Genomic DNA, 20,622 nt, shown 5'->3' on the forward strand with positions numbered 1-20,622 from the left:
TGCGCCTCGGGGGATTTTTTTTATGCGTGGAAAATGAAAAGCGGTGGCTGAAGCTTATGCTTACAAAGCTATGCCTACAAAAATGCCCTGTCGCGCCTCGTGCGACAGGACATTTAACGTTGTATGGCGAGCGAACTAGCCGCAGATCGATTCCAGCGCCTCTATCAGGCTATTCATCTCATCGTCAGTGCCGATGGTAATGCGCAGGAAGTTATTAAGTTCAGGGGTATTGAAGTGGCGTACGAGAATACCGCGCTCGCGAAGGCCCGCAAATAGTTGAGCGCCTGCATGCTCAGGATGTTGGGCAAGCACAAAATTAGCCTTGGAGGGTAATACCTCAAATCCTAATGCTTCAAGACGCTGACGGGTGCGTTCACGGGTTGTAATCACGTGCTCCCGGCTTGCGTCAAAGTGCGCTTTATCGTCAAGTGCAGCAATACCTACAAGGCTTGCCAGGCTATCTACCGGGTAGGAGTTAAACGAGTCCTTAACGCGGTGCAGGCCATCAATCAACTCCATTGAGCCAATGGCGTAGCCCAAGCGTAAGCCGGCCAGGCTGCGTGATTTGGAGAATGTGCCCGTCACCAGCAAATTCGGATAGCGATCAATTAATGCAATCGCGCTTTCGGCGCCAAAGTCGACATACGCTTCATCAACTAATACAACGCGATCCGTTACTCGCTTGAGTAGTGTTTCAATATCCTCAAGCGAATGCGCATGCCCGGTAGGCGCATTCGGATTGGCAAAAATCACTCCGCTACGCGCCGACGCGGTTCCCAGTGCCTCCAGATCAACTTCCCACTGCTCATTGAGTGGATGAGTGCGTAGCTCAACGTTATACAGGTTGGCGTATACCGGATAAAAACTATAGGTAATCGATGGGGCATCAAGCGGTGCGCCGTGACAGAAGAAGGCTTGAAAAGCCAACGCTAGCACCTCATCTGAACCATTGCCCACAAATACCTGCTGGCTTTCAACGCCATACGTTTCAGCAAGTTTTGAACGCAGCGCGGCAGACGTTGGGTCGGGATAGAGACGCAAATGGTCGGTCGCGTAGTCACGCAGTGCCTGGCCGACGCCCGGCGCTGGCGGGTAAGGGTTTTCATTGGTATTGAGCTTGATAATACGCTCACGCGGCTGCTCCCCGGGTATATAAGGGGTTAGCGCTTTAACAGCGGGACTCCAGTATTGGCTCATGTGGGTAACCTGATTATCCTTGCATAATAGGCCATGGTCGCTTGATGCTCGCTTAAGCGCAAGCATTCCCCTAGCAATCAGGGGTGTGCGTTGCACCTTGTAACGGTTATGCTGTCATAATCGCGCGAAAGAAATGTATGACCAACACGATAAGGAGACACCCCATGCAATTCAGGAGTTTGCTAGCCGGTTCGGCTATGTTGGCATTGTTGGCAGGCTGTGCGACCGGCGGCCCTTCGGCCCAGGAAAGTGACGCAGGCGTTAGTGCGTCACAACAGCGCTACCAAGGCACACTGCCTTGCCGTAACTGTGATGGTATTGATCTGGACGTTACCATGGTGGGCGAAGAAACAAGCACACCTGATGAGCGTACTTTCACTCTGGATGCGACGTATCGCAATCACCCTCAAACGCCTCCGCCTGAAAACTACGCAGGTAACTGGGAAGTGTTGAGCGGCACGCCGTCTGATCCCGATGCCTCTGTGTACGAGTTGACGCCCAATGGCGACGGCCAAATTTACTACTTTCAGCGTATTGATGAACGTACGCTGGAGCTAATTGATCCAGAGCGTCGTCGCTTTGAAAATGGCGAAATGTTACAGCTACAGCGTCAGTAAGTAAGCAGTAACATCCTAAGGCGGCCATTGGCCGCCTTTTGTATTTTATAGTCTGGTAATAGTGACAAAGAGTTAACATCAACGGGAGTATCAGCGCGGTGGCTAAAGCCAAAAGTGCCTTTGTATGTACCGAGTGCGGCGCGGAGTATCGCAAGTGGCAGGGGCAGTGCTCCAGTTGTAACGAGTGGAATACGCTGAGCGAAATTCGCCTGACCAGTGCGCGGCCCGGAAGCGGAAGCAGTGGGTCAGGTCGGGGAGGTTATGCGGGCGATCTCTCCCGAGATGTGGTTGATTTAAGCAATGTCGATCTAAGTGAAGTGCCGCGGCTAAGCTCTACCTTTAATGAGTTTGACCGTGTATTGGGCGGTGGTTTGGTGCCGGGTTCTGCGGTACTGCTTGGGGGTAACCCAGGTGCGGGTAAGTCCACGCTACTGCTGCAAACGGCCTGTAAGCTGGCCCAGCAGCGGCGCATTTTGTATGTCACCGGTGAAGAGTCATTGTCTCAGGTCGCCATGCGCGCCCATCGCCTGCAGCTGCCTACCAACGGCTTGAAAATGCTTGCGGAAACCAGCGTTGAGACTATCCTGGCCGTGGCTGAGCGTGAGAAGCCTGAAATATTGGTGATCGACTCTATCCAAACCATGCATCTGGAGGATATTAGCTCGGCGCCGGGCGGGGTGGCCCAGGTACGTGAGTCCGCCGCTGCGCTTACCCGCTTTGCCAAGCAAACCAATACGGTGCTGTTACTGGTGGGCCATGTCACCAAAGATGGCACGCTGGCAGGCCCCAAGGTGCTGGAACACATGATCGATGCGTCGCTTTTGCTGGAAGGTGGTGCCGATTCCCGCTTTAGAACCCTGCGTGGTCAGAAGAACCGCTTTGGTGCGGTGAATGAGCTGGGCGTCTTCGCCATGCTGGAGCAAGGCTTAAAAGAGGTTAAAAACCCCAGTGCCATTTTTCTCTCGCGCCAGGAAGAGCAAGCGCCAGGCAGCCTTGTCATGGTGGTGTGGGAAGGCACTCGCCCTATTCTTGTCGAAGTACAGGCGCTGGTTGATGAATCCGCTTTGGGGAATCCACGCCGTGTGGCGGTTGGGGTAGACCAAAACCGTTTAGCCATGCTGCTGGCCGTGCTCAACCGCCATGGCGGCCTTTTTACCGGCGACCAGGATGTTTTCCTGAACGTGGTGGGCGGGGTGAAAGTATTGGAGACCAGCGCGGACCTAGCCGTACTGCTCGCGGTCGTCTCCAGTCTACAAAACCGCGCGTTACCCAAGGAGCTGGTAGTGTTTGGCGAAGTGGGGCTTTCTGGTGAAATACGCCCGGTACCCAGTGGGCAGGAGCGAATTGCCGAGGCCGCCAAACACGGTTTTTTACGTGCCATTGTACCTCGTGCGAATGCACCCAAGCAGTCACCCAAGGGGATGGAAGTCATTGTCGTCGATAAGCTTAGCGACGCGCTAGAGGCGCTTTAAGTAGGCTACGCTATAAGAATTGTTATTAAGGCTGTTATAACAACTGTTCTAAAGACAAGCAGTGCCAAGGAGAGACACAATGAGCTCAATTCGCCTAACCCAATACAGTCATGGCGCAGGCTGTGGCTGTAAAATAGCCCCTGATGTACTGGACAGCATTCTCGCCAAAGCGGGGCCACTAGCCGGGCATAAGCAGCTCATTGTGGGCAATCAAGGACGCGAAGATGCCGCTGTCTATGACCTAGGCGATGGGCGAGGCATGATTGCCACTACCGACTTCTTCATGCCGATTGTCGATGACCCGTTTGATTTTGGGCGAATTGCTGCCACGAACGCCATCAGTGATATTTACACCATGGGCGGTACGCCGGTCATGGCGCTAAGCATTCTTGGCTGGCCATTAGACAAACTGAGCCCGGAGATTGCCGGCGATGTCATTGCCGGCGCCCAGGGCGTTTGCCGTGAGCTGGGTGTCGCCTTGGCGGGTGGCCACTCGATTGATGCGCCCGAGCCCATTTTTGGCCTGGCAGTGAATGGGCTGATCGACCTGGACAAGCTAAAGCTCAATAGCCGCGCTAAGCCGGGTGATCTGCTGTTTTTGACCAAGCCGTTAGGTGTTGGGCTGCTGACCACCGCAGAGAAGCAAGGCCTGTTGGAAGCAGGGCATCACGGGTTGGCTCGGGAAACCATGCTTAAATCCAACCGTATCGGCGTCAAGCTTGCCGATGTAAAAGGCCTTAATGCCATGACCGACGTTACCGGGTTTGGCTTAGCGGGGCATTTGTCGGAAATATGCAGCGCAAGCAACGTCATGGCCCAGATAGATTTTCGCCGCCTACCTCGGCTGGCTCAGGCAGAAACCTATCGTCGTCAAGGGGCCGTTCCCGGCGGCACACGGCGCAACCGCGATGCCTTAGGTAAAAGCTTGCCTGATATGGATGAAGCTCACTGGCAGTGGCTATGCGACCCGCAAACGTCAGGCGGTTTACTACTAAGTGTCGACCCTGCTTGGCAAGATGATGTTGAACGCATTGGTCGCGAGTTCGGCTTATCGCTTCAGCCGTTTGGCGTCATGAAAGCCCGTGAGAGCGAGGCGCTGATCGAGGTGGTGGGATAGTGCTTGAGAGAGTGCCTGAAACAGCGCGCGACAGCGGCGCCAGAACTTCACGTGGGGGATTGGGACAGCTGTTGGGAGGCCGCTAAGCAGTGGAGCGCTTGGCGGCTATCTTTCGGCGTGGTTAGCTCACTCTAAGCCATTGAGTCATGACGCGATCAAGCAGCGGTGCCAGCCGATGAAAGCGCGTTGCGTCTTCAAGGATCTGGCTACTTTCCTGGCGAAAGCGGTCTGCCGCGGAAGAGGTAGGTGTAGTGGGCTCGGCATGCTCAAGTCGCTTTTTCACATTGGCAAGTGTTACCTCAAAAAGGCACAGCAAACCGATGACACGGCCACTGTCCCAACTAAAGCCTTGCAGCGGTGCCGCCGCACTGCCGCCCAACGGCAATGCATTATCGGGCAAGCTAAATACATAACGGTGCCACATAAAGGCGTCAAACTGCTCGGGTAAGTCAAACGGGCTTTCTGGAGCCAGCGATACGGTATGCCAACCTCTTTCGGGATACGTACCTGGAGCGATGATTGCCTCAAGTGCCTGAGCGATCCACAGGGCCCCTAGGCCAATGCCCATCAGGGGCTTTTGACCATCAAGATAACGGTTAATCAATTTGTTTTCGGCTTTAAACCAGGCAGGCGGCTGATCTATAAACGTTTCAGGGCCATCCAGCACGATTAACGCATCGCTTTCTGCCGGACGAGGCGTTAACTCGCCGGCATAAAGATGAAAAATGGTGTAACTATGTCCCATACTGCTTAACCAATCCGTTAAGCGGGCGGGAGCATGATCAGCACTGTGCTGTAGCAAATGAATATGCATGGTAATCTCCTCGCCGGCCGTACACAGTAAAGGCTGTCAGTGTTAATGACAGCGCGAGTTCGACCATAACGTATTGCCCCCATTTCACCAATATCACGCGTTAGGAAATCAGTATGGCGTCCAAGCCCCCAGGATTTTATCAGCAGTTGCAACTGCTTCCGCTACCGGCTCAGCAAGCGTTTATGGCTGCATTATGTGAGCGCCTGCTGCCTAATTACGCCCTGTACGAGCAGACCACTGGCCAAGGGGATATTCACACGCTGCGTACCGTAATTAGCCTGGTTTGGGAGCGCTTAAGCGTGCCCAACGCGAGCATTGATTTTGCGCGTCAGGCGGAAAAGTTGGCGGAGTGCGAACCGCCTGCTGATGATGAAAGCTTTGGTGCGCGTCGTGCGCTGGACGCGGTGGTTTCCCTGTCGGCGTTGTTGGACACACTGCAAGGCGACTCGCCAGAAGCCGTGCTGGATGTGAGCCGTACGTCACGTGCCGGGGTACGTGCCTTTATCGAACTTACTGAAGGCGAAGAGGATGCCCAAAAGCTTGCTTTACTGATTCGGGATCATCCGTTAATGGCCGACGAAAATGATTTTCAGGACGCGGTTTTGGAAGCGGTCAGTGAACCGCTAAACAAAGCCGCGCTTAAGGAAATACGCACGCTAGGGCGTAACGGCGGTATCAGTAATCTGGGCCTTAGCCTTGAGGAAGATGATGAGTGAGGCTTGGCCTGCCTAAAAGCGCAGGCCTGCGGTTACCATCATGCCCGCGGTGCCGAAAATGATGAGGTCAGACTCAAAGCGCCCCCACTGCATCCCAATGCTGGGCAGCAGGGCGGGTGCGGTTTCAAGGTGGTTGAGAGGGATTTTGTCCCGATACTCACCTTTATAGCCATGCAGGAGCCCACCGGTGAGTTTGGCCCTGACGTTAATCTCTTTGAACTGCCAAAGGGGGAATTCGCGCCCGGCATAAACGTACCAGGTGGGCTGATTATACGAGTTTTTAAACCACGCCGTACCTGCCAGCCAACGGTCCGGGTTATGTAACTCAATGCCGATCAAATTCTGCTGGTTGTTATGATCCGGCTGTGGATCAAAGTGGCGGGTTAACAGGCTGGTTTGCACCAGCGTATGGTCCAGCTCAAGCGTCGGAGGCCAGTCCGGTAAGGTGAAGGCTGAGGCAGATGCACTCAGCCATAAACCAGTTAGCCCTCCCAACCATGGGAAACAACGGGGCATGTAATACTCCTAAAAAGGGACTGGGCAACAAAAATGTTACAGACGCATCTCGATACCGCGTTCTGCCATATAGCGCTTTGCTTCAGGGATCGTATGCTCTCCAAAGTGGAAAATACTGGCGGCCAGCACCGCATCCGCACCACCTTTCAATACGCCGTCCACCAGGTGATCCAGATTGCCCACGCCGCCAGATGCAATCACTGGCACGCTCACGGCTTCTGAAATCGCGTGGGTCACGCCAAGATCAAAGCCGATTTTGGTGCCATCACGGTCCATGCTAGTGAGCAGCAGCTCGCCCGCGCCAAACTCGACCATTTTTTTGGCCCACTCCACCGCATCAAGCCCGGTTGGGCGGCGGCCGCCATGCGTGAAAATCTCCCAGCGCGGCGGCTCGCCTTCATTGGAGACGCGCTTGGCATCAATCGCCACTACGATGCACTGGCTGCCAAAGCGTTCCGCAGCTTCGCGAACAAATTCAGGATTCGTAACGGCGGCGGTGTTGATCGACACTTTATCCGCGCCGGCATTCAGCATTGTACGAATATCGTCACAGCTGCGAATACCGCCACCCACCGTCAGCGGAATAAACACTTCCCCTGCGATGCGTTCGACCATTTCGACAGTAGTATCGCGGCCTTCGTGGCTAGCGGTAATATCCAGAAAGGTAATTTCATCGGCACCCTGCTGGTTATAGCGCTGAGCAATCTCGACCGGGTCGCCTGCGTCACGAATGCCGACAAAGTTGACGCCTTTCACCACTCGCCCAGCATCAACGTCCAGGCAGGGGATTATACGCTTGGATAAGCTCACGCACCGCCTCCTGTTAGCTGGTCGCTAAGACGTTGTGCTTCAGCCACATCCAGACTGCCTTCGTAAATGGCACGACCGGTAATGGCGCCTAAAATACCGCTATCGGCGACATCGCATAGCGCTTTAATGTCATCCAGGTTGGTCACGCCCCCAGAGGCGATGACCGGCAAGCCGCCTTCGCGAGCCAACTGAGCCGTTGCTTCAACGTTAACGCCTTGCATCATGCCGTCACGGGCAATGTCGGTATAGACGATGCTGGAGACGCCGTCATCAGCAAACTGTTTTGCCAGGTCGACGGCTTTAACGCTTGAAACTTCTGCCCAGCCGTCGGTGGCCACGAAGCCCTCTTTAGCGTCCAAGCCAACAATCACGCGACCTGGGAAAGCACGGCACATTTCACCCACAAACGCGGGCTCTTTAACCGCCTTGGTGCCGATAATCACGTAGGATACGCCTGCATTCAGGTAGTGCTCAATGGTTTCAGCAGTACGAATGCCGCCACCAATTTGAATGGGCAGGTTGGGGTAGGCACGTGCGATGGCTGTCACGGCATCGCCATTGACCGGCTTACCTTCAAACGCGCCGTTCAAGTCGACCAGATGAAGGCGTCGTGCGCCAGCTTCTACCCAGCGCGCGGCCATAGCGACCGGGTCATCGCCGTAAGAGGTTGCATCATCCATACGCCCCTGTTTCAACCGCACACACTGGCCGTCTTTGAGATCAATCGCAGGAATTACCAACATAACTAAACCTCTTAGGGTGTCCAGGTGACAAAGTTTTCGAGTAAGCGTAGGCCTGCTCGGGAGCTTTTTTCTGGGTGGAACTGTACGGCAAAGGTGGCATCGCGGCCAATCGCCACGTGGGCACTGACATCGCCATAATGCGTGGTGCCAAAAACCTGGGCATCGTCGGCAGCATTCACGTAATAACTGTGCACAAAGTAGAAATGCTCGTTGTTATCAATGCCTGCCCATAGCGGATGGTCATGGCTTTGTTCCACCAGGTTCCAGCCCATATGTGGCACTTTTAAACGCTGTTCGTGTGCGTCGCGCATCGTGGTTGGAAAGCGATCCACGCTGCCCTTGAAGAAGCCCAGACAGTCGACGCCGCCGTTCTCTTCGCTTCGCTCCATTAACATTTGCTGGCCCACGCAAATGCCCAGCAACGGTTTCGCCTGACGCGTTAGCACATCATCAACCAAGCCACGCAGCTCCGTGCGTTCAAGCTCACTCACACAGTCGCGAATAGCGCCCTGGCCTGGCAGTACCAGACGGGTGGCGCCTAAAATGCGCCGCGAATCACGGGTGATAATGACGTTCTCGTGCGTTACATGTTCAAGCGCCTTCGCGACAGAATGTAGATTACCCATCCCGTAGTCGATTACCGCAATAGTCATGAAGCGCTCCTTGATCGAGTGAACGAACGGTTACCTGAGCTGTTTACTGTACTGATATATGCACTGATATAGGTACGACAGCCCGCCATTACAGGCTCCCTTTGGTGGAAGGCATCTGCCCCGCCATGCGTGGATCTTCTGCCACCGCCATGCGTAGGGCGCGTCCAAAGGCTTTAAAAATTGTTTCGGCTTGGTGGTGAGCGTTAAAGCCTTTCATGTTGTCAATATGCAGCGTGACGCGCGCATGATTAACGAACCCTTGAAAAAACTCCCAGAACAGCTGGGTATCAAGACGGCCTATGGTGGCGCGCGTAAATTCGACATCCATATAAAGGCCGGGCCGACCAGAGAAGTCGATCACCACGCGGGAGAGTGCTTCATCCAGCGGCACATACGCATGGCCATAGCGATAAATGCCGCGCTTGTCGCCAATCGCTTCATTAAACGCCTGGCCTAGAGTAATGCCCAGGTCTTCAACGGTATGGTGTTCATCAATATGCAAATCGCCTTTGGCGAGGATATCAAGGTCTATCATCCCGTGGCGTGCAACCTGATCAAGCATATGATCCAGAAAGGGAACGCCCGTCTCGCAGCGAAGGTGGCCTTCGCCATCCAGATTGACGCTGACGGTGATCTGGGTTTCATTGGTATCACGGCTAACCGTGGCAATACGCGCTGCCATGTTGCATCTCCTGCGCTCTAGCGCATTCTGAAGGGAAGGCGATGGGTCGCACTGTTTCATCGCTCTGTTATTAGGACATATATCTGCGGCAAAGCGAACATTATAGAGAATCGGCGCCCCCATCCGCTACAATGCGCGCAATGTAGCCGCCCTTTTAGGCATTAAAAATGGCAGTTTTGCTGCTTTGGCGAAGAGGAGTTCATCATGCCGGTGACACTGGAGCGCGTCGACCAAGCCTGTTGGGAGAACGATGAACAAGTGCGTCTCGATTTGACGCGCATTTATGAGGATGCACCGAAAGAGCGAGTGCCTGCTCAAGCGGTCCTGCCTTTTATAGAGCAACATCTAAAAGCGAAGCACTTTTTTGCCTGCGCGCACTTTAATGATCGATTGTTGGGGGCGGTGGCTATTCAAGAAGGACAAGACCGGGCATGGTGGCTTTCAGAGCTCTGTGTACGCAAAACCACACGCCGCCGCGGCGTTGGCTCGCGGCTAATGGCGCTGCTGGGTGAACAGGCCAAGCAAGAGGGGCGTAAACTGCGTATTGACATCTCATCGCTACCGTTGGCCGACCAGGTGCTGCTCTCCAAGCTTGGCTATCGCCCTGGCACCAGTGCCGAAAGACCCACATCGGATCAACCTCTTACCAGCAATTTTGTTGAGTTAGACCCACAAGGGAAAGGGTTATGAAACAGTTATTACGTATTTTGCTGGCTGCTGTCGGCATTCTCGCCATTGTAGGGGTGGCGGCGGTGGTTTATGTGACCACCTTTCTTGACCCCGAAGATTTCAAGCCACGCCTGACGTCCGTTGTGGAAGAGCATACGGGGCTGCACCTGGCGCTTGATGGGCCGATCACATGGTCTTTCTATCCACGCATTGGGGTAAGCGTTGAGCAAGCGCGTGCCTGGCTGCCCGAGCAATCGGAAGAAGATACATCGTTTGCTTCTATACAGCGCGCCGAGGTCAGCGTCGCTTTTGCGCCATTATTGCGCGGCGAAATTGCAGTTGACGGCTTAACGCTGGACGGCATGCGCCTAAACCTTGAGCGGGACGAGGCAGGTGAAGGCAACTGGGAGCCGTTGGTCGAGCGTTTGGCTGAAGGTAGCGATGAAAAAGCACAAACTGTGCTGGCGCCAGCAAGTGCAGGGCCGAATGCCGATGCGGGCAATCTTTCCGTTGTATTGAACATCGCCAGTGTTGAAGTAAAAGACGCCGATATTCGTTTTCGCGATGCGCAAAGCCAAGCGCTGTGGCGCCTGCAGTCGCTGAATGTTTCCGGCAGCAACGTCAATCCGGTAAGTCCTTTCCCTTTAAAAGCCATGTTTACGCTAACCAAACATAATCGTTTGGATGCTGAAGTGCTGGAGCGCACGCCGGATTTAACCACTGATATTGACCTTGAAACACGCATGCGCCTTAAGCTCGCAGGAGACAGCGTGGTACTGGAAAATACCCGTTTAAGTACAAACACACGTTTGCACCCAGACAGTGAGCCCCAGCGGCTTGGTTTAAGGGCGGCTGAAATCGTCGCACGTATGGAAGAGAAGCAGTTAAGTATTACCGAAGGCGTACTAGAAGCAGGCCTGCAGGACCCTGAAAAATGGCAGGGCAGTTTAGCGTTGGCGCTAGCCTTTGGTTTGGAAAGTAACTGGCAGGCGCAAACCGCACAGCTAAAGGAGCTACAGCTGACCGGGCCTGATGGTCTGCGCGTGAGTGGCCACCTGAATGTCGAGCAGATGTTTGATGCACCTCAATATCGTGGCCAGATGACCGCCGCGCCTTTTACGCTGCGTCCGTGGTTGACTCGTACAGGCGTTGAATTGAATACCACTAGCGAGGCAGCGCTTAGCGATATCGCCATGACCAGCCCCATTGAAGGGGATGAGCAGCACGTATCGCTACCTCGGCTATCGCTGGTTGTCGATGACAGCACCTTTACAGGGCAAGTTGCTGCCGCGCTGGATGGGTCGCAGTTAACGTTTGATTTGGAAGGCGATAACCTGAATGTTGATCATTATCTTCCAGGTCCCGCAACGTCTCAGCAGGCAAGTTTAGGCTTATTGCGCAGGGCGTTTGCCCAGAGTGCAGAGACGTTGCTGCCGCAAGCATGGCTCAGTGAGTTGTCAATGGAGGGCGACCTACGTGTCGATACACTTCTGCTGGGAGGTCTTACCTTTAATGACACGCGCTTGCAGCTACAAGGTGAGGAAGGCCTTCAGCAACTGACCGCCTTTGACGCGCGCTTTTATGGCGGAGAACTTAGTGCTTCAGGCCAGTTGGATGCCCGCGAGCGGGTAATGGAGTGGGCGCTGGCCCCGACCATTAATAATGTGCAAATGGCATCGTTGATTGAAGCACTCAGTGATGAGGACGAGCCTTCTCCGCTGAGAGGACGCTTGCATCTGGATGGCGAGCTAACGTCCCGTGGCAATACCCGTGAAGCGTTGGTCAGCAACCTGAATGGACAGTTGGATGGGCGCCTTAATGAAGGTGCGATTTTAGATATTAATATTTCTCAGCAGATGTGTGAGCTGGCAGCCCAGGTAGAAGGCGAAGGAGCCGTCCGCGACTGGCATAACTATACGCGCTTCGAGCGTTTTGATGCGACGTTCCAGATACGTAATGGCGTCATGAGCAGTGACAACCTGAACATCACTCTGCCGGGGATCGAAGTTAACGGAAAGGGCGAGCTGAATTTCAACAGCCTGAACTTTGATACGCGTGCAGATGCACGGTTAGCGAATACCGCCGATGCTGCCTGTGAAGTGAACCCTCGCCTGGAGCAGTTGCCGCTGCCCGTTCGCTGTGAGGGCCACATTGGCGATGCAACCAGCGAATGGTGCCGCATTGATCGAGACGCTTTTCAGACCGCCGTGGTTAACCTGTTGCGTAACGAAGCTGGAAACCGTGTGACTACGGAGCTTGAGGAGCGCGTAGGCGGTTCGTTGGATCAGTTGGATGAGCGCTTGGGTGAAGGCGCCGGCCAAAACCTTCGCGAAGGTATTCGCCGCCTCTTCAACTGAGCATTCCTATAAGTCAGTCTGCGCCGGCTAAATGCCGGCGCTTTTTTATTGGTATACGCTGATTGGCTCATTCAGCCAAAGACGTTACGAACACGCTAGCGAAGGAGTCCCAATGGCTGACATGCCAACCCCAAGGCTTGAAGCAAGCGAGTTTTATCGCCGCCTGCTTACCTGGTTTGACCAGTATGGTCGGCACGACTTGCCTTGGCAGTCGCCCCGTAGCGCTTACCGAGTGTGGGTTTCGGAAATTATGCTTCAGCAGACCCAAGTGGCGACAGTGATCCCTTACTTTGAGCGCTTTATGGCTCGCTTCCCAACGCTTGAGTCGCTCGCTCTCGCTCCTCAGGATGAGGTGTTGCACTTATGGACCGGGCTTGGTTATTACGCCCGGGCGCGCAACCTGCATAAGGCCGCTCAACTGGCGCTGGAGGCGCACAACGGCGAACTGCCCACTGAAAGTGTCGATGCGCTAGTCGCTTTGCCTGGCATTGGGCGATCAACGGCAGGCGCAATTATCGCCCAGAGTACCGGCAACCGAGCCGCCATTTTAGATGGCAACGTAAAACGCTCGCTAACGCGATTACACGCTATCCCTGGCTGGCCCGGTAAGCCTGCTGTCGAACGAACGTTGTGGGCGTTGGCCGACTACTACACGCCGTCCACACGCTTAGCGGATTTCACGCAGGCGATGATGGATTTTGGTGCCACCTTATGTAAGCGCAGTAAGCCTGACTGCACATGCTGCCCGTTTAATGATGTATGCCTGGCGTACGCTCAGGGTGAGCCACAGCGCTATCCTGAATCCAAACCCAAGAAAGCGTTGCCCACTCGCTGTACGATTATGCTCCTGCTACGCGATTCCCAAGGGCGCGTCTGGTTGGAGCAACGCCCGCCTAGCGGTTTGTGGGGCGGGCTATGGAGCTTGCCGCAATTCGACACGCACAGAGAACTGAACGACTGGCTTGAACAACACGTCGTATCGCCTAAACGTGAGACGGCCATGCCAGGCTTTCAGCATACCTTTAGCCATTTTCGTCTTGAGATTACCCCTCAGCCGGTTTCCTGCGATAGGCTGAGTGAGGTAAGAGAGCATGGGGTGTGGTTTGATGTTAACCACCCCCGGGAGCTTGGCTTGGCGGCACCTGTCAAAGCGCTGCTGGGTCAACTGGCATCTTTTACCCTTAACTTAGCGCCCGGGCGTGTATAAGGCCTTCGGCGTTACTGTTCACCAAGGAGTTATCAATGAGTAATACGGTTTTTTGTCGTAAGTATCAAAAAGAGCTGCCAGCGCTTCCGTTCCCGCCGCTACCCGGCAAGCAGGGCCAGGAAATCCAAACCACTGTATCCAAGCAGGCGTGGGAAGAGTGGCAGGCGCTGCAGACCCGTTTAATCAACGAAAAGCACCTGAATATGCTCGACCCGGAAGCACGCGCCTACCTGATGGATCAAATGCAACGCTTTCTGAATAACGAAACCACCGATCAGGCCGAGGGCTATGTGCCGCCTACCCAGGCTTAATCAACGGCTCAAGCAGGCGGAAGCCCCACGAATTACGGGCGTTTCAGCCCTGCGCCGTTAGTCGTAGAGTTATCCTAAGCGACGGTTAGAAAAGAAAGTTTCACAAAGGTGTTGACGAAAAGCTGAGTTTTTAGTTTAATACGCACCGTTGGCAGCGGCCAGATAGCTCAGTTGGTAGAGCAGGGGATTGAAAATCCCCGTGTCGGCGGTTCGATTCCGTCTCTGGCCACCAAACGTTGGGGTATCGCCAAGTGGTAAGGCACCGCTTTTTGGTAGCGGCATTCCCAGGTTCGAATCCTGGTACCCCAGCCATTGCCAACAAGATTTCTTGTTGATTGTAGAGCCTAACAGCAAAGCAATCATTTTCTCAAGAAAATGTGAAGCGCCGACATAGCTCAGTTGGTAGAGCAACTGACTTGTAATCAGTAGGTCCCGGGTTCGACTCCTGGTGTCGGCACCATCGAAAGATGAGTAAAAGCAACACATTAGAGAATCAGATTAAGCCGTCCGAAAGGGCGGCTTTTTCGTTTCCGTAGTTCTCTACATAGATCTTCATGCTTTCTTTCTTTTCTTGGTTATTATTAACAAATAATAGCTAACGGGGTGGCCCTGCTTCTAAAATCTTCCTGGTCACTTCAGAAAATAAACTGCTTAGTTGGCTAAGCTCTGAAATGTCGACTTTTTGAAGCTTGATGCTGGAGCGATCTTCGAGCTGTGAAAGGTATCTTGCTGTTTTTTGTAGCTCAAAGTTTTCTACTGCCTTAAACAAGTAGCATACTAAAAAACCGTCAATCATAAAGTAGTATAAAAATCCCTCGCTGAGTTCTTCTCCCTTATCCAAGGCTATATCTATCAAACATTTTTTTATTAATCTGTCAGAGATAGTACCGCTTTTTTCAGTAATTCTAACCACGCAAATCTTAATAAAATGGTCAATGCGAACTTGAGGGCTTATGCTAAGGCTCTTATTTATAAGGCACTGGCGAATTAGAGGCGCAATATTTCCTAAAGTGAGGTCTTTGTATTGTGGAAGACTGGATTCACTGGCGCGCCAAATAATGCTCAAAAAATATAGATATATAATGCGGTACTTGAATTTTTTTATTTTAATATAATTTGGCATTACTATAGTGGTCGATCGAGGCTTAAAAAACTGTGTTCCATCCTTTTCGTAATGCTTTTCAATAAATTGCTCGCAATCTTGACAAAGTAGCCTATCTTTTGGATCCGAGTTATCAAGAGCTGGTGGCGTGGTTTTATCACCCTTTACTTTAAGTAGCTGGCCATTTCCGCTTTTAATGCGTCGATAGTATGACTGAGGAATTATATGCGATTTTCGTAAGAATTTTTCCTCACCACAAAGCCGACAGATTGCCTTATTAGGACTTTTCTTTTGATCTGAGTTTTTGGCTAGCTTGCTAGGTTTATGACTCACGATAAAATAACCCTTCTCTAATTTTCGCCAGGATGACTTACGAGCGGCACGCTTAAGTCATAAGTGTCCATCATTGAAGCCGAGCGGTGGCCGCTGGCCTCTTGCTTTTCGTGGCGGGTGCCTTTGGTGTCTGTGATACCGCGACGTTTTAGGTCGTGAAGGCCGAAGCGCTCTTCTTTAGTTATCACGCCCTCTTCAATTGCCATTTTCATTAGCCGCTGCCAGGCGGTGTCCAGGCTCGACTTTCTTAAATCGCTGCCGTCGGCCGCCACGATTAGTGGCCTTGCTTCGGGATGCATCGGTACCGGCTTTCCTTTGGCTTTCCAGATCCCCGCGCGGCGCTCGGTTGCGGCTGTCCAGGCGGCGGTTAATCTTGGGTACCAGCGTACAACATTATCCCGCGAGCCCTTGCGGCGGTTGGTCATCACGCCGTCAGCTGTGCTGTTGGCATCGCTTAGGGTCACGACCTCAATACCACGCAGGCGGCAAATATAGGCTAGCTCCATCACTATCCAGAGATAGGGCGCGCATGCGCCTTTCTCGCCGCGTGTGCGTTGGCCGCGCTGGCGAGCAAATTCCGTTAGTTGGGCAATAGTGGTTAGCTCTGGCAAGCGGCGCTGTTTGCGCTCTTTTGCCGATTCGACGCCTTGGGCTGGGTTGCTATCGCAGTAACCGCGGTTAATACCCCAGCGGAACAAGCGGCGAAGGTAACGTAACAGGTGGTTGGCTTTTGATGGCGTGCCCTCGGCGGCGATCTTATCAACCAAACGCTGCACCAAGGCCGGTGAAAACTGCGCTGTGGGTAAATCTCCCAGCGGTCTATTCAATTTGGTGGGTATCTCCAGCAGGGCGTTCCTGCAGTATTCATAATCTTGCTGGGTTTTAATGGCCAGCTCTTTTAACTGTGCCGAGTCGTGAAACTGCTTGGCCAGGTAGCGCAGTGTGCGGCGGTCGATGCCGCTGCGCTGTTCCATGATGCGGTGCAATTCTGACAGCGTTGCATCGGCCCCGGCGATCCGCTCGGTTTTGAGCTTACCGGCTTCATCGCGGTACTGAACATACCAGCGGCCCCGGCCGCGCTTATCAAAATAAACTCCGTTCGGGAGCTTTGTCTGGTTGATGTGCGCCGGTATATCGGGGCTATGTTTTCGCGGGCGTGTCTTCATAGTATGTCGCTAGGGCTTAGCTCTTTTCCCGGGGCGGCTTCAATGCCGCCCGCTTTGTTAATGAGGTCAATGGTGGTCCAAGGTCCACGACGGCCATTAAATACGACCACCCCTTGTTCACGCAGGCATCGCGCGGCGTCGGCGGGCCGCTGGTAACCGGTGATGGCTTTCAGCTCATCGCAGTCTAATACGTTTTGTAGGCTCATTGCTTTCCCCTTGCCCGCCAGCGATTGAAGCGGTTGCGGATCATGCGAAAGGTTTGGCACGCCGCCTGGTTGCTATCCAGCTCGGCGCGGCTATTAATCTTGCACGCGGCGATCAGCCAGTCGCGGGCGTCTTCTGCGTTATGGGTACCGTCGGGCAGGGCAGCTTCTTCAATGCCAAACTTGGCCCGCCGGCGGCGATCCAGGTAGAGCTGGAACGCTTTATCTTGGCAAAGCATCGCGGCTTGGCGGGCATAAGCCCCGCCCTTGGGCTGGTTAGCGCACATGCCGCCCCCTTAACTCACGAATGCCTTGGCACTCGATGCACGTAGTCGCCCACGGCGCTGCTTGGCGGCGAGCGGCTGGGATCTGATAACCGCAGTCGATGCATTCATCGTGTGCGGCTGGTTTCGCAAGCTGGGCGCGGTTGGCCAGCGTGGCTTCCAGGGTGCGTTGGGTAATTTCCGCTGCGCGGTCGACGTTATCGGCCATTACTGTTCCTTCGGTTAGCAAAGTTCGGGCGGGAAGAACTCTTCTTCCTCGCTAAATTGGGTAGGGGGCGGTGATGCGGCCATTCTTCTGGCCGCTTCGCGGTCTGCGGTGACATCTCGGTGTACCGCTTCCAGCTTTGCTCTATAAATTTCTGAGCTTTGCCACTCTTTGAATCGGGCAAGCTGGGCTTTTAGCTCTGCGGGTGATGGCTCGCGGGGCTGAATATCTGGCCCCTGCGTACAGTTAGTGACACGAGTCCAAGGGGACGCGGCTTCGCCGCCTCCCGAAACCCCTTGGTGGCTGCGCGACTTGCTGCGCACTTGCCAGCGGTAAAAGCGGGTCAGGTATTCGTGTTCGTTGCCCCGGCCGTCGGTTACCACGATGCCGAAGGTGCCCAGTTTGCTTTCACCGTGGCGGCCTTTGGCTTCGATGCCTTCGTGTACCTCGCCGGTGGAATGGCTGAATTCGATGCGGTCGAGATCCACGCGCGGCATCGTCCAGGGTTTGATGGGGCGCTGCTTACGGGGAAGATTAGGGCCGCCCATCAAGCGCAAGAACTGATCCCACTGGCCAGAGTTCGCGGCTTTGCGGATCTGCTCAAGGCGGCCAGCAATGCGCTTATCGGGTCGTGTGGCGGCCTCCCAGCTTTCCAGTTCATCCAAGTGCTTTTCATTCAGGCGGCGAATTTCACGCCATACGGTCACGCTGGGCAGGCCGACGAACTGAAACTGGCGGATACCCCACACAGCGGCCCACGACTCGATACGCGGCGCCACGCTGTTCAGGTCGTGGCCATAGGTGTCCTTGTCGTCATCGGCGACACCATCGCGGGTGAACTGCTCGCCATTGATGTTCTTACTGATGTACTTGGCCACGTAGCCAGCGGCGGTGCCTTTGGCGTAGTTGATGCGCTCTACCTTGAACCGCGCGGTGGTTTTACGGCCACGGCGGTCGAAAAGCTCTTCGGGCGTGTCGGCTTCCGCGTGGTCGCGCATGATGTGATTCACGCGCTTGGCGTCTTCGCGCTTCATCCAGATCAGCAAGTGCCAGTGAGGGGTGCCATCGTGGTGAGGCTCCACCACACGGATGCCGTAGATGCCCAGATTCTCTCGGGCGAGGGCGGCGCGTGTGCGCGCCCATACCTTCTGTAAATAGGCTTGCGCATCGCGTGGTGTGCTGCCGTCATACTTCGGGTTGCTCACGCTGTTTTCAGAAATAACAGGATGGAAACGGCTGGGCGCGGTGATGGTGTAAAACATGCCCACGTGGCCCAAGCGGCGGGATTCCGCCTCGGTGTCGCTGATGCGCAGCATCAATTCCGCGCGGCGGTGGTCAGGGTTGGAAAGCCCCAATTCGGCGAGTTCGGCCAGCGTATAAACCTGACCCTCTTGATTGATGGCTTCCAGTGCTTCCAGCAATGCGCGGTTACGGTTCTTCTGAGAACGGCGACGTTCCAGCGTTACATTGCTGCAATAGATGCCCGCACGTTTGTGTACGCGGTGGGCTTCACGCTGCACCTGCTCCAACCGGCGGCCGCCCAAACGGCGCAGCTGGCGGCGCCACCAGTTTGGGTCTGTCAGCTTGGCCAACTGCACGCCGCTTTTAAGCCGTAGGCTGGGCGGGTTAATACCGTGCAAGCGCGCCCGGTGGCGGGCGATGGTGAGCGCCATTTCATTGACGACAGCCAGATTCATTACCGGCGCACGGTGCCAGTTAAAGACTGCCATCAATGGAATGATGCCCATGGGTGGGCTTAACGGATTGCGTGAGTTAGCGATTTGTAGCGCCACTTCCCGCGCTTGGCCTGAAAGCGTGCGGGCCTTGGTAGGCTTGAGGTTTAGCGAAGGCGGCAGCAGCCCCAAACGCAGGCGGCGGTTATGCTCGGCAATACCGCCGATCAGCTTGCTACGCTCGCGCTCCAACGCGGTGGCTTGTGCGTCGGCGTGGTTGATGACCGCTTCATCGTCGTGAGTGACGTTCAGGCCGTGCAGCACCAGACTTTCCTCAACGCGGGCCAACCATTGGCAGCCCTGCTGCAAACCTTCAATGGTGGTGGGCGCACGCTTCACCAGCCCGTTAAAGCCGCGTTCGAGGTCGCCCTTGATGGCTTCAAAGCGGCGGTAGATGCTGGCCGGGTCGATCAGCTCTTTCGCGTTGTGGCGTAGCCAACGGTTAGCGGCGGCGTGGCCGTGGCGTTTGGATACATGCACGTAACCGCTGGCGAGCTGGTCGGCCAGTGAGGGCAGGCGACCGAAGTACGCTTTCAGGAACAGGTAGCAATCTTTGGTGCCCGAGCTATAGCCGAAGGCGAGTTCCAACGCGCTCACTGGCCACCCACCTGCACGGCGGCGATGTCGAGCTTGTAATCATCCAGCACGCCATCCAACTGGCTAAAGCGTTCGCCTAATTTCTCAGCTTCCCGGCCAACTTCCTCGGCGGCCATTTGGTAGCCTGCTTGCTCAAGCTTGCCCGCCAGAAATTTGAGGCGTTCATTGATGACGTAGAGACTTTCCATGGTGGCCTGAGTATTCATGCCACCCCCTTTTCAATCAGGCTGAGCCAATGCAGTGCCGCTTTGGTATTGCCTTCGGCCAGCGCTTGGCGGGCGTGGCTGGCTAGCTCGGCGCTTGGGTGCTGGGCGCGGTTGCGTAGCTGGTCTTTCAAGCCACTGGCGTAGTCGCTCATGCGGTGGATAGCCGAGCGGACCGCATCGCGTGCGGGTTTAGCCAGCTGGCTGATCTGCAAGGTGGCATCTTCCTTGATGCCCGCGCTTTTGAGCACCAGGCGCCGTTCTGCAAAGGGCAGGTTTGCCCACACGTCGACCAGATCCTGATCCGCCACGCGGTTGTGTAGCTCGGCGCGGAGTTCGCCGAAGCCTGCGCGGTCGGGTTGAACGCTGGGTGTTAGGGGAAGGTGGGCCACGTTACTCATGGGTAGGTTCCTCCTCGTAGGGATCGTCGTTCGCCGCAGGTAGGTCGAGCCTCATTTGGTTGAGTACCCAGGGCGATGTGAGCAGCTTCACTTTGGGGTTGGGGCAACGGCTGGGGGCCAGGTTGTGAACGAACTCGAGGTGGGCCTTGGCGCGAAAGCCGCAATCGAACTCGTTCGTGCAGTGCAAGTAGAGCTCGCGCAACAGCGACATATCGCTTTTGGACGTGCGCACCTTCATGTGGCCGCCACAGTGCGGGCAGTTGATGCGCAGGCGGCTGAACTCAGCATGTCGGGTATCGGTACTACTCACTGCGCTCTCCTGATACGGGGTAAAGGGCGCGACCGCGACCGGTAAGCCCTTGCGTGCCTTTGCGCAGCCGGCGGCGAGTTAGCCACTCGGCGGCTTCATCAATGGATTCCAGGCCTTCTTGCTTACGTACCGCCTCAAGCTGGCGTTCGAGTTCGTCATCCAGCACTAGGTGGCTTTGGGGCATTTCAAGGACTCCTTGAGGAC

At 55.0% G+C, this 20,622-nt stretch carries 25 protein-coding genes and 3 tRNA genes; 11 read left to right on the top strand and 17 right to left on the bottom strand.

The features are described from left to right. Positions 1–135: 135 nt before the first annotated feature. Positions 136–1,197 (bottom strand): histidinol-phosphate transaminase, encoded by a 1,062-nt coding sequence (gene hisC, locus ACT3RQ_RS15820; protein ID WP_444680837.1) that lies wholly within the window; start codon positions 1,195–1,197, stop codon positions 136–138. 164 nt (positions 1,198–1,361) lie between these two features. Here hisC and ACT3RQ_RS15825 point away from each other — a divergent pair, with 164 nt between their 5' ends. From ACT3RQ_RS15825 to selD, 3 genes are all read left to right on the top strand, one after another. After that, positions 1,362–1,814: a copper resistance protein NlpE N-terminal domain-containing protein gene (locus ACT3RQ_RS15825; RefSeq protein WP_193057399.1), complete on the top strand. Its 453-nt coding sequence runs from the start codon at positions 1,362–1,364 to the stop codon at positions 1,812–1,814. Between the two features lie 98 nt (positions 1,815–1,912). Continuing rightward, a complete protein-coding gene (gene radA / locus ACT3RQ_RS15830) occupies positions 1,913–3,286 on the top strand; it encodes a DNA repair protein RadA (RefSeq protein WP_444640601.1) in 1,374 nt (457 codons plus the stop codon). A 79-nt stretch (positions 3,287–3,365) separates the two neighbouring features. Beyond that, the gene (gene selD / locus ACT3RQ_RS15835) at positions 3,366–4,403 is read left to right on the top strand and encodes a selenide, water dikinase SelD (protein WP_444640603.1); all 1,038 of its coding nucleotides are present in this window, start codon (positions 3,366–3,368) and stop codon (positions 4,401–4,403) included. A gap of 121 nt (positions 4,404–4,524) precedes the next feature. Here the strand turns inward: selD and ACT3RQ_RS15840 are convergent, their stop codons facing one another. Continuing rightward, the gene (locus ACT3RQ_RS15840; protein WP_444640605.1) at positions 4,525–5,217 is read right to left on the bottom strand and encodes a type 1 glutamine amidotransferase; all 693 of its coding nucleotides are present in this window, start codon (positions 5,215–5,217) and stop codon (positions 4,525–4,527) included. 113 nt (positions 5,218–5,330) lie between these two features. Here ACT3RQ_RS15840 and ACT3RQ_RS15845 point away from each other — a divergent pair, with 113 nt between their 5' ends. Next, entirely contained in the window at positions 5,331–5,933 is a 603-nt protein-coding gene (locus tag ACT3RQ_RS15845) for a YjaG family protein (protein ID WP_172118882.1), read from the top strand. A gap of 12 nt (positions 5,934–5,945) precedes the next feature. Here the strand turns inward: ACT3RQ_RS15845 and ACT3RQ_RS15850 are convergent, their stop codons facing one another. From ACT3RQ_RS15850 to hisB, 5 genes are all read right to left on the bottom strand, one after another. Beyond that, positions 5,946–6,449, bottom strand: coding sequence for a hypothetical protein (locus tag ACT3RQ_RS15850; RefSeq protein ID WP_441679879.1), 504 nt, complete (start codon positions 6,447–6,449; stop codon positions 5,946–5,948). A gap of 36 nt (positions 6,450–6,485) precedes the next feature. Further along, positions 6,486–7,259, bottom strand: coding sequence for an imidazole glycerol phosphate synthase subunit HisF (gene hisF / locus ACT3RQ_RS15855; protein WP_172118880.1), 774 nt, complete (start codon positions 7,257–7,259; stop codon positions 6,486–6,488). Further along, on the bottom strand, positions 7,256–8,002 hold the full coding sequence (gene hisA / locus ACT3RQ_RS15860; protein ID WP_444640606.1) for a 1-(5-phosphoribosyl)-5-[(5-phosphoribosylamino)methylideneamino]imidazole-4-carboxamide isomerase: 747 nt from the start codon (positions 8,000–8,002) through the stop codon (positions 7,256–7,258). The genes hisF and hisA overlap by 4 nt, the downstream gene beginning before the upstream one ends. A gap of 11 nt (positions 8,003–8,013) precedes the next feature. Continuing rightward, positions 8,014–8,655, bottom strand: a complete 642-nt coding sequence (gene hisH, locus ACT3RQ_RS15865) for an imidazole glycerol phosphate synthase subunit HisH (RefSeq protein WP_172118878.1) — start codon at positions 8,653–8,655, stop codon at positions 8,014–8,016. 88 nt (positions 8,656–8,743) lie between these two features. Then, positions 8,744–9,337: an imidazoleglycerol-phosphate dehydratase HisB gene (gene hisB, locus ACT3RQ_RS15870; protein WP_172118877.1), complete on the bottom strand. Its 594-nt coding sequence runs from the start codon at positions 9,335–9,337 to the stop codon at positions 8,744–8,746. A 204-nt stretch (positions 9,338–9,541) separates the two neighbouring features. Between hisB and ACT3RQ_RS15875 the strand changes: the two genes are divergently transcribed. From ACT3RQ_RS15875 to ACT3RQ_RS15905, 7 genes are all read left to right on the top strand, one after another. After that, complete coding sequence (locus ACT3RQ_RS15875) at positions 9,542–10,027, top strand: acetyl-CoA sensor PanZ family protein (protein ID WP_444640608.1); 486 nt, start codon at positions 9,542–9,544, stop codon at positions 10,025–10,027. Next, positions 10,024–12,363: an AsmA family protein gene (locus ACT3RQ_RS15880; protein ID WP_444680838.1), complete on the top strand. Its 2,340-nt coding sequence runs from the start codon at positions 10,024–10,026 to the stop codon at positions 12,361–12,363. The genes ACT3RQ_RS15875 and ACT3RQ_RS15880 overlap by 4 nt, the downstream gene beginning before the upstream one ends. Before the next feature lie 112 nt (positions 12,364–12,475). After that, positions 12,476–13,570 carry an A/G-specific adenine glycosylase gene (mutY, locus tag ACT3RQ_RS15885; RefSeq protein WP_444640612.1) on the top strand — a complete coding sequence of 365 codons (1,095 nt, stop codon included), beginning with the start codon at positions 12,476–12,478 and terminating at the stop codon, positions 13,568–13,570. 35 nt (positions 13,571–13,605) lie between these two features. Further along, complete coding sequence (locus ACT3RQ_RS15890; RefSeq protein ID WP_172118873.1) at positions 13,606–13,881, top strand: oxidative damage protection protein; 276 nt, start codon at positions 13,606–13,608, stop codon at positions 13,879–13,881. Positions 13,882–14,037: 156 nt separating this feature from the next. Then, positions 14,038–14,113: transfer RNA gene (locus tag ACT3RQ_RS15895), tRNA-Phe, on the top strand. A 5-nt stretch (positions 14,114–14,118) separates the two neighbouring features. Further along, positions 14,119–14,193 (top strand) — tRNA-Gln (locus tag ACT3RQ_RS15900). Positions 14,194–14,265: 72 nt separating this feature from the next. Next, positions 14,266–14,341, top strand: a tRNA-Thr gene (locus ACT3RQ_RS15905). Between the two features lie 135 nt (positions 14,342–14,476). On the opposite strand, the gene ACT3RQ_RS15910 is transcribed toward ACT3RQ_RS15905, so the two are convergent. Genes ACT3RQ_RS15910 through ACT3RQ_RS15955 form a run of 10 tightly spaced genes read right to left on the bottom strand, consistent with a single transcriptional unit; the run spans position 14,477 to position 20,602 of the window. After that, positions 14,477–15,316 (bottom strand): hypothetical protein, encoded by an 840-nt coding sequence (locus ACT3RQ_RS15910; RefSeq protein WP_444680839.1) that lies wholly within the window; start codon positions 15,314–15,316, stop codon positions 14,477–14,479. 17 nt (positions 15,317–15,333) lie between these two features. After that, on the bottom strand, positions 15,334–16,482 hold the full coding sequence (locus tag ACT3RQ_RS15915; RefSeq protein WP_444680840.1) for a site-specific integrase: 1,149 nt from the start codon (positions 16,480–16,482) through the stop codon (positions 15,334–15,336). Beyond that, the gene (locus ACT3RQ_RS15920) at positions 16,479–16,688 is read right to left on the bottom strand and encodes a hypothetical protein (protein ID WP_444680841.1); all 210 of its coding nucleotides are present in this window, start codon (positions 16,686–16,688) and stop codon (positions 16,479–16,481) included. The genes ACT3RQ_RS15915 and ACT3RQ_RS15920 overlap by 4 nt, the downstream gene beginning before the upstream one ends. After that, positions 16,685–16,972, bottom strand: coding sequence for a hypothetical protein (locus ACT3RQ_RS15925; protein WP_444680842.1), 288 nt, complete (start codon positions 16,970–16,972; stop codon positions 16,685–16,687). Before ACT3RQ_RS15925 ends, ACT3RQ_RS15920 begins: the two co-directional genes overlap by 4 nt. Next, entirely contained in the window at positions 16,962–17,177 is a 216-nt protein-coding gene (locus tag ACT3RQ_RS15930) for a TraR/DksA C4-type zinc finger protein (RefSeq protein ID WP_126981681.1), read from the bottom strand. Before ACT3RQ_RS15930 ends, ACT3RQ_RS15925 begins: the two co-directional genes overlap by 11 nt. A 14-nt stretch (positions 17,178–17,191) precedes the next feature. Further along, entirely contained in the window at positions 17,192–19,504 is a 2,313-nt protein-coding gene (locus ACT3RQ_RS15935) for a replication endonuclease (RefSeq protein WP_444680843.1), read from the bottom strand. Next, positions 19,501–19,710, bottom strand: coding sequence for a hypothetical protein (locus ACT3RQ_RS15940; RefSeq protein WP_444680844.1), 210 nt, complete (start codon positions 19,708–19,710; stop codon positions 19,501–19,503). Before ACT3RQ_RS15940 ends, ACT3RQ_RS15935 begins: the two co-directional genes overlap by 4 nt. Beyond that, positions 19,707–20,108: a hypothetical protein gene (locus ACT3RQ_RS15945; protein ID WP_444680845.1), complete on the bottom strand. Its 402-nt coding sequence runs from the start codon at positions 20,106–20,108 to the stop codon at positions 19,707–19,709. The genes ACT3RQ_RS15940 and ACT3RQ_RS15945 overlap by 4 nt, the downstream gene beginning before the upstream one ends. Continuing rightward, positions 20,101–20,418, bottom strand: a complete 318-nt coding sequence (locus tag ACT3RQ_RS15950; protein ID WP_444680846.1) for an ogr/Delta-like zinc finger family protein — start codon at positions 20,416–20,418, stop codon at positions 20,101–20,103. Before ACT3RQ_RS15950 ends, ACT3RQ_RS15945 begins: the two co-directional genes overlap by 8 nt. After that, positions 20,411–20,602: a hypothetical protein gene (locus ACT3RQ_RS15955; protein WP_444680847.1), complete on the bottom strand. Its 192-nt coding sequence runs from the start codon at positions 20,600–20,602 to the stop codon at positions 20,411–20,413. Before ACT3RQ_RS15955 ends, ACT3RQ_RS15950 begins: the two co-directional genes overlap by 8 nt. Positions 20,603–20,622: the final 20 nt, after the last annotated feature.

It is taken from the genome of Halomonas sp. AOP43-D1-4, assembly GCF_052446175.1.
Classification (GTDB): domain Bacteria; phylum Pseudomonadota; class Gammaproteobacteria; order Pseudomonadales; family Halomonadaceae; genus Vreelandella; species Vreelandella citrativorans.

Excerpts from the sequence above, each read along its gene's own strand:
- ACT3RQ_RS15880 (WP_444680838.1), top strand. The coding sequence starts at position 10,024 with ATGAAACAGTTATTACGTATTTTGCTGGCTGCTGTCGGCATTCTCGCC.
- ACT3RQ_RS15920 (WP_444680841.1), bottom strand. The coding sequence starts at position 16,688 with ATGAGCCTACAAAACGTATTAGACTGCGATGAGCTGAAAGCCATCACC.
- ACT3RQ_RS15925 (WP_444680842.1), bottom strand. The coding sequence starts at position 16,972 with ATGTGCGCTAACCAGCCCAAGGGCGGGGCTTATGCCCGCCAAGCCGCG.
- ACT3RQ_RS15915 (WP_444680840.1), bottom strand. The coding sequence starts at position 16,482 with ATGAAGACACGCCCGCGAAAACATAGCCCCGATATACCGGCGCACATC.
- ACT3RQ_RS15840 (WP_444640605.1), bottom strand. The coding sequence starts at position 5,217 with ATGCATATTCATTTGCTACAGCACAGTGCTGATCATGCTCCCGCCCGC.
- ACT3RQ_RS15875 (WP_444640608.1), top strand. The coding sequence starts at position 9,542 with ATGCCGGTGACACTGGAGCGCGTCGACCAAGCCTGTTGGGAGAACGAT.
- hisB (WP_172118877.1), bottom strand. The coding sequence starts at position 9,337 with ATGGCAGCGCGTATTGCCACGGTTAGCCGTGATACCAATGAAACCCAG.
- ACT3RQ_RS15945 (WP_444680845.1), bottom strand. The coding sequence starts at position 20,108 with ATGAGTAACGTGGCCCACCTTCCCCTAACACCCAGCGTTCAACCCGAC.
- ACT3RQ_RS15825 (WP_193057399.1), top strand. The coding sequence starts at position 1,362 with ATGCAATTCAGGAGTTTGCTAGCCGGTTCGGCTATGTTGGCATTGTTG.
- hisH (WP_172118878.1), bottom strand. The coding sequence starts at position 8,655 with ATGACTATTGCGGTAATCGACTACGGGATGGGTAATCTACATTCTGTC.
- ACT3RQ_RS15850 (WP_441679879.1), bottom strand. The coding sequence starts at position 6,449 with ATGCCCCGTTGTTTCCCATGGTTGGGAGGGCTAACTGGTTTATGGCTG.
- ACT3RQ_RS15930 (WP_126981681.1), bottom strand. The coding sequence starts at position 17,177 with ATGGCCGATAACGTCGACCGCGCAGCGGAAATTACCCAACGCACCCTG.
- ACT3RQ_RS15955 (WP_444680847.1), bottom strand. The coding sequence starts at position 20,602 with ATGCCCCAAAGCCACCTAGTGCTGGATGACGAACTCGAACGCCAGCTT.
- mutY (WP_444640612.1), top strand. The coding sequence starts at position 12,476 with ATGGCTGACATGCCAACCCCAAGGCTTGAAGCAAGCGAGTTTTATCGC.
- ACT3RQ_RS15940 (WP_444680844.1), bottom strand. The coding sequence starts at position 19,710 with ATGAATACTCAGGCCACCATGGAAAGTCTCTACGTCATCAATGAACGC.
- hisA (WP_444640606.1), bottom strand. The coding sequence starts at position 8,002 with ATGTTGGTAATTCCTGCGATTGATCTCAAAGACGGCCAGTGTGTGCGG.
- selD (WP_444640603.1), top strand. The coding sequence starts at position 3,366 with ATGAGCTCAATTCGCCTAACCCAATACAGTCATGGCGCAGGCTGTGGC.
- hisC (WP_444680837.1), bottom strand. The coding sequence starts at position 1,197 with ATGAGCCAATACTGGAGTCCCGCTGTTAAAGCGCTAACCCCTTATATA.
- ACT3RQ_RS15890 (WP_172118873.1), top strand. The coding sequence starts at position 13,606 with ATGAGTAATACGGTTTTTTGTCGTAAGTATCAAAAAGAGCTGCCAGCG.
- ACT3RQ_RS15845 (WP_172118882.1), top strand. The coding sequence starts at position 5,331 with ATGGCGTCCAAGCCCCCAGGATTTTATCAGCAGTTGCAACTGCTTCCG.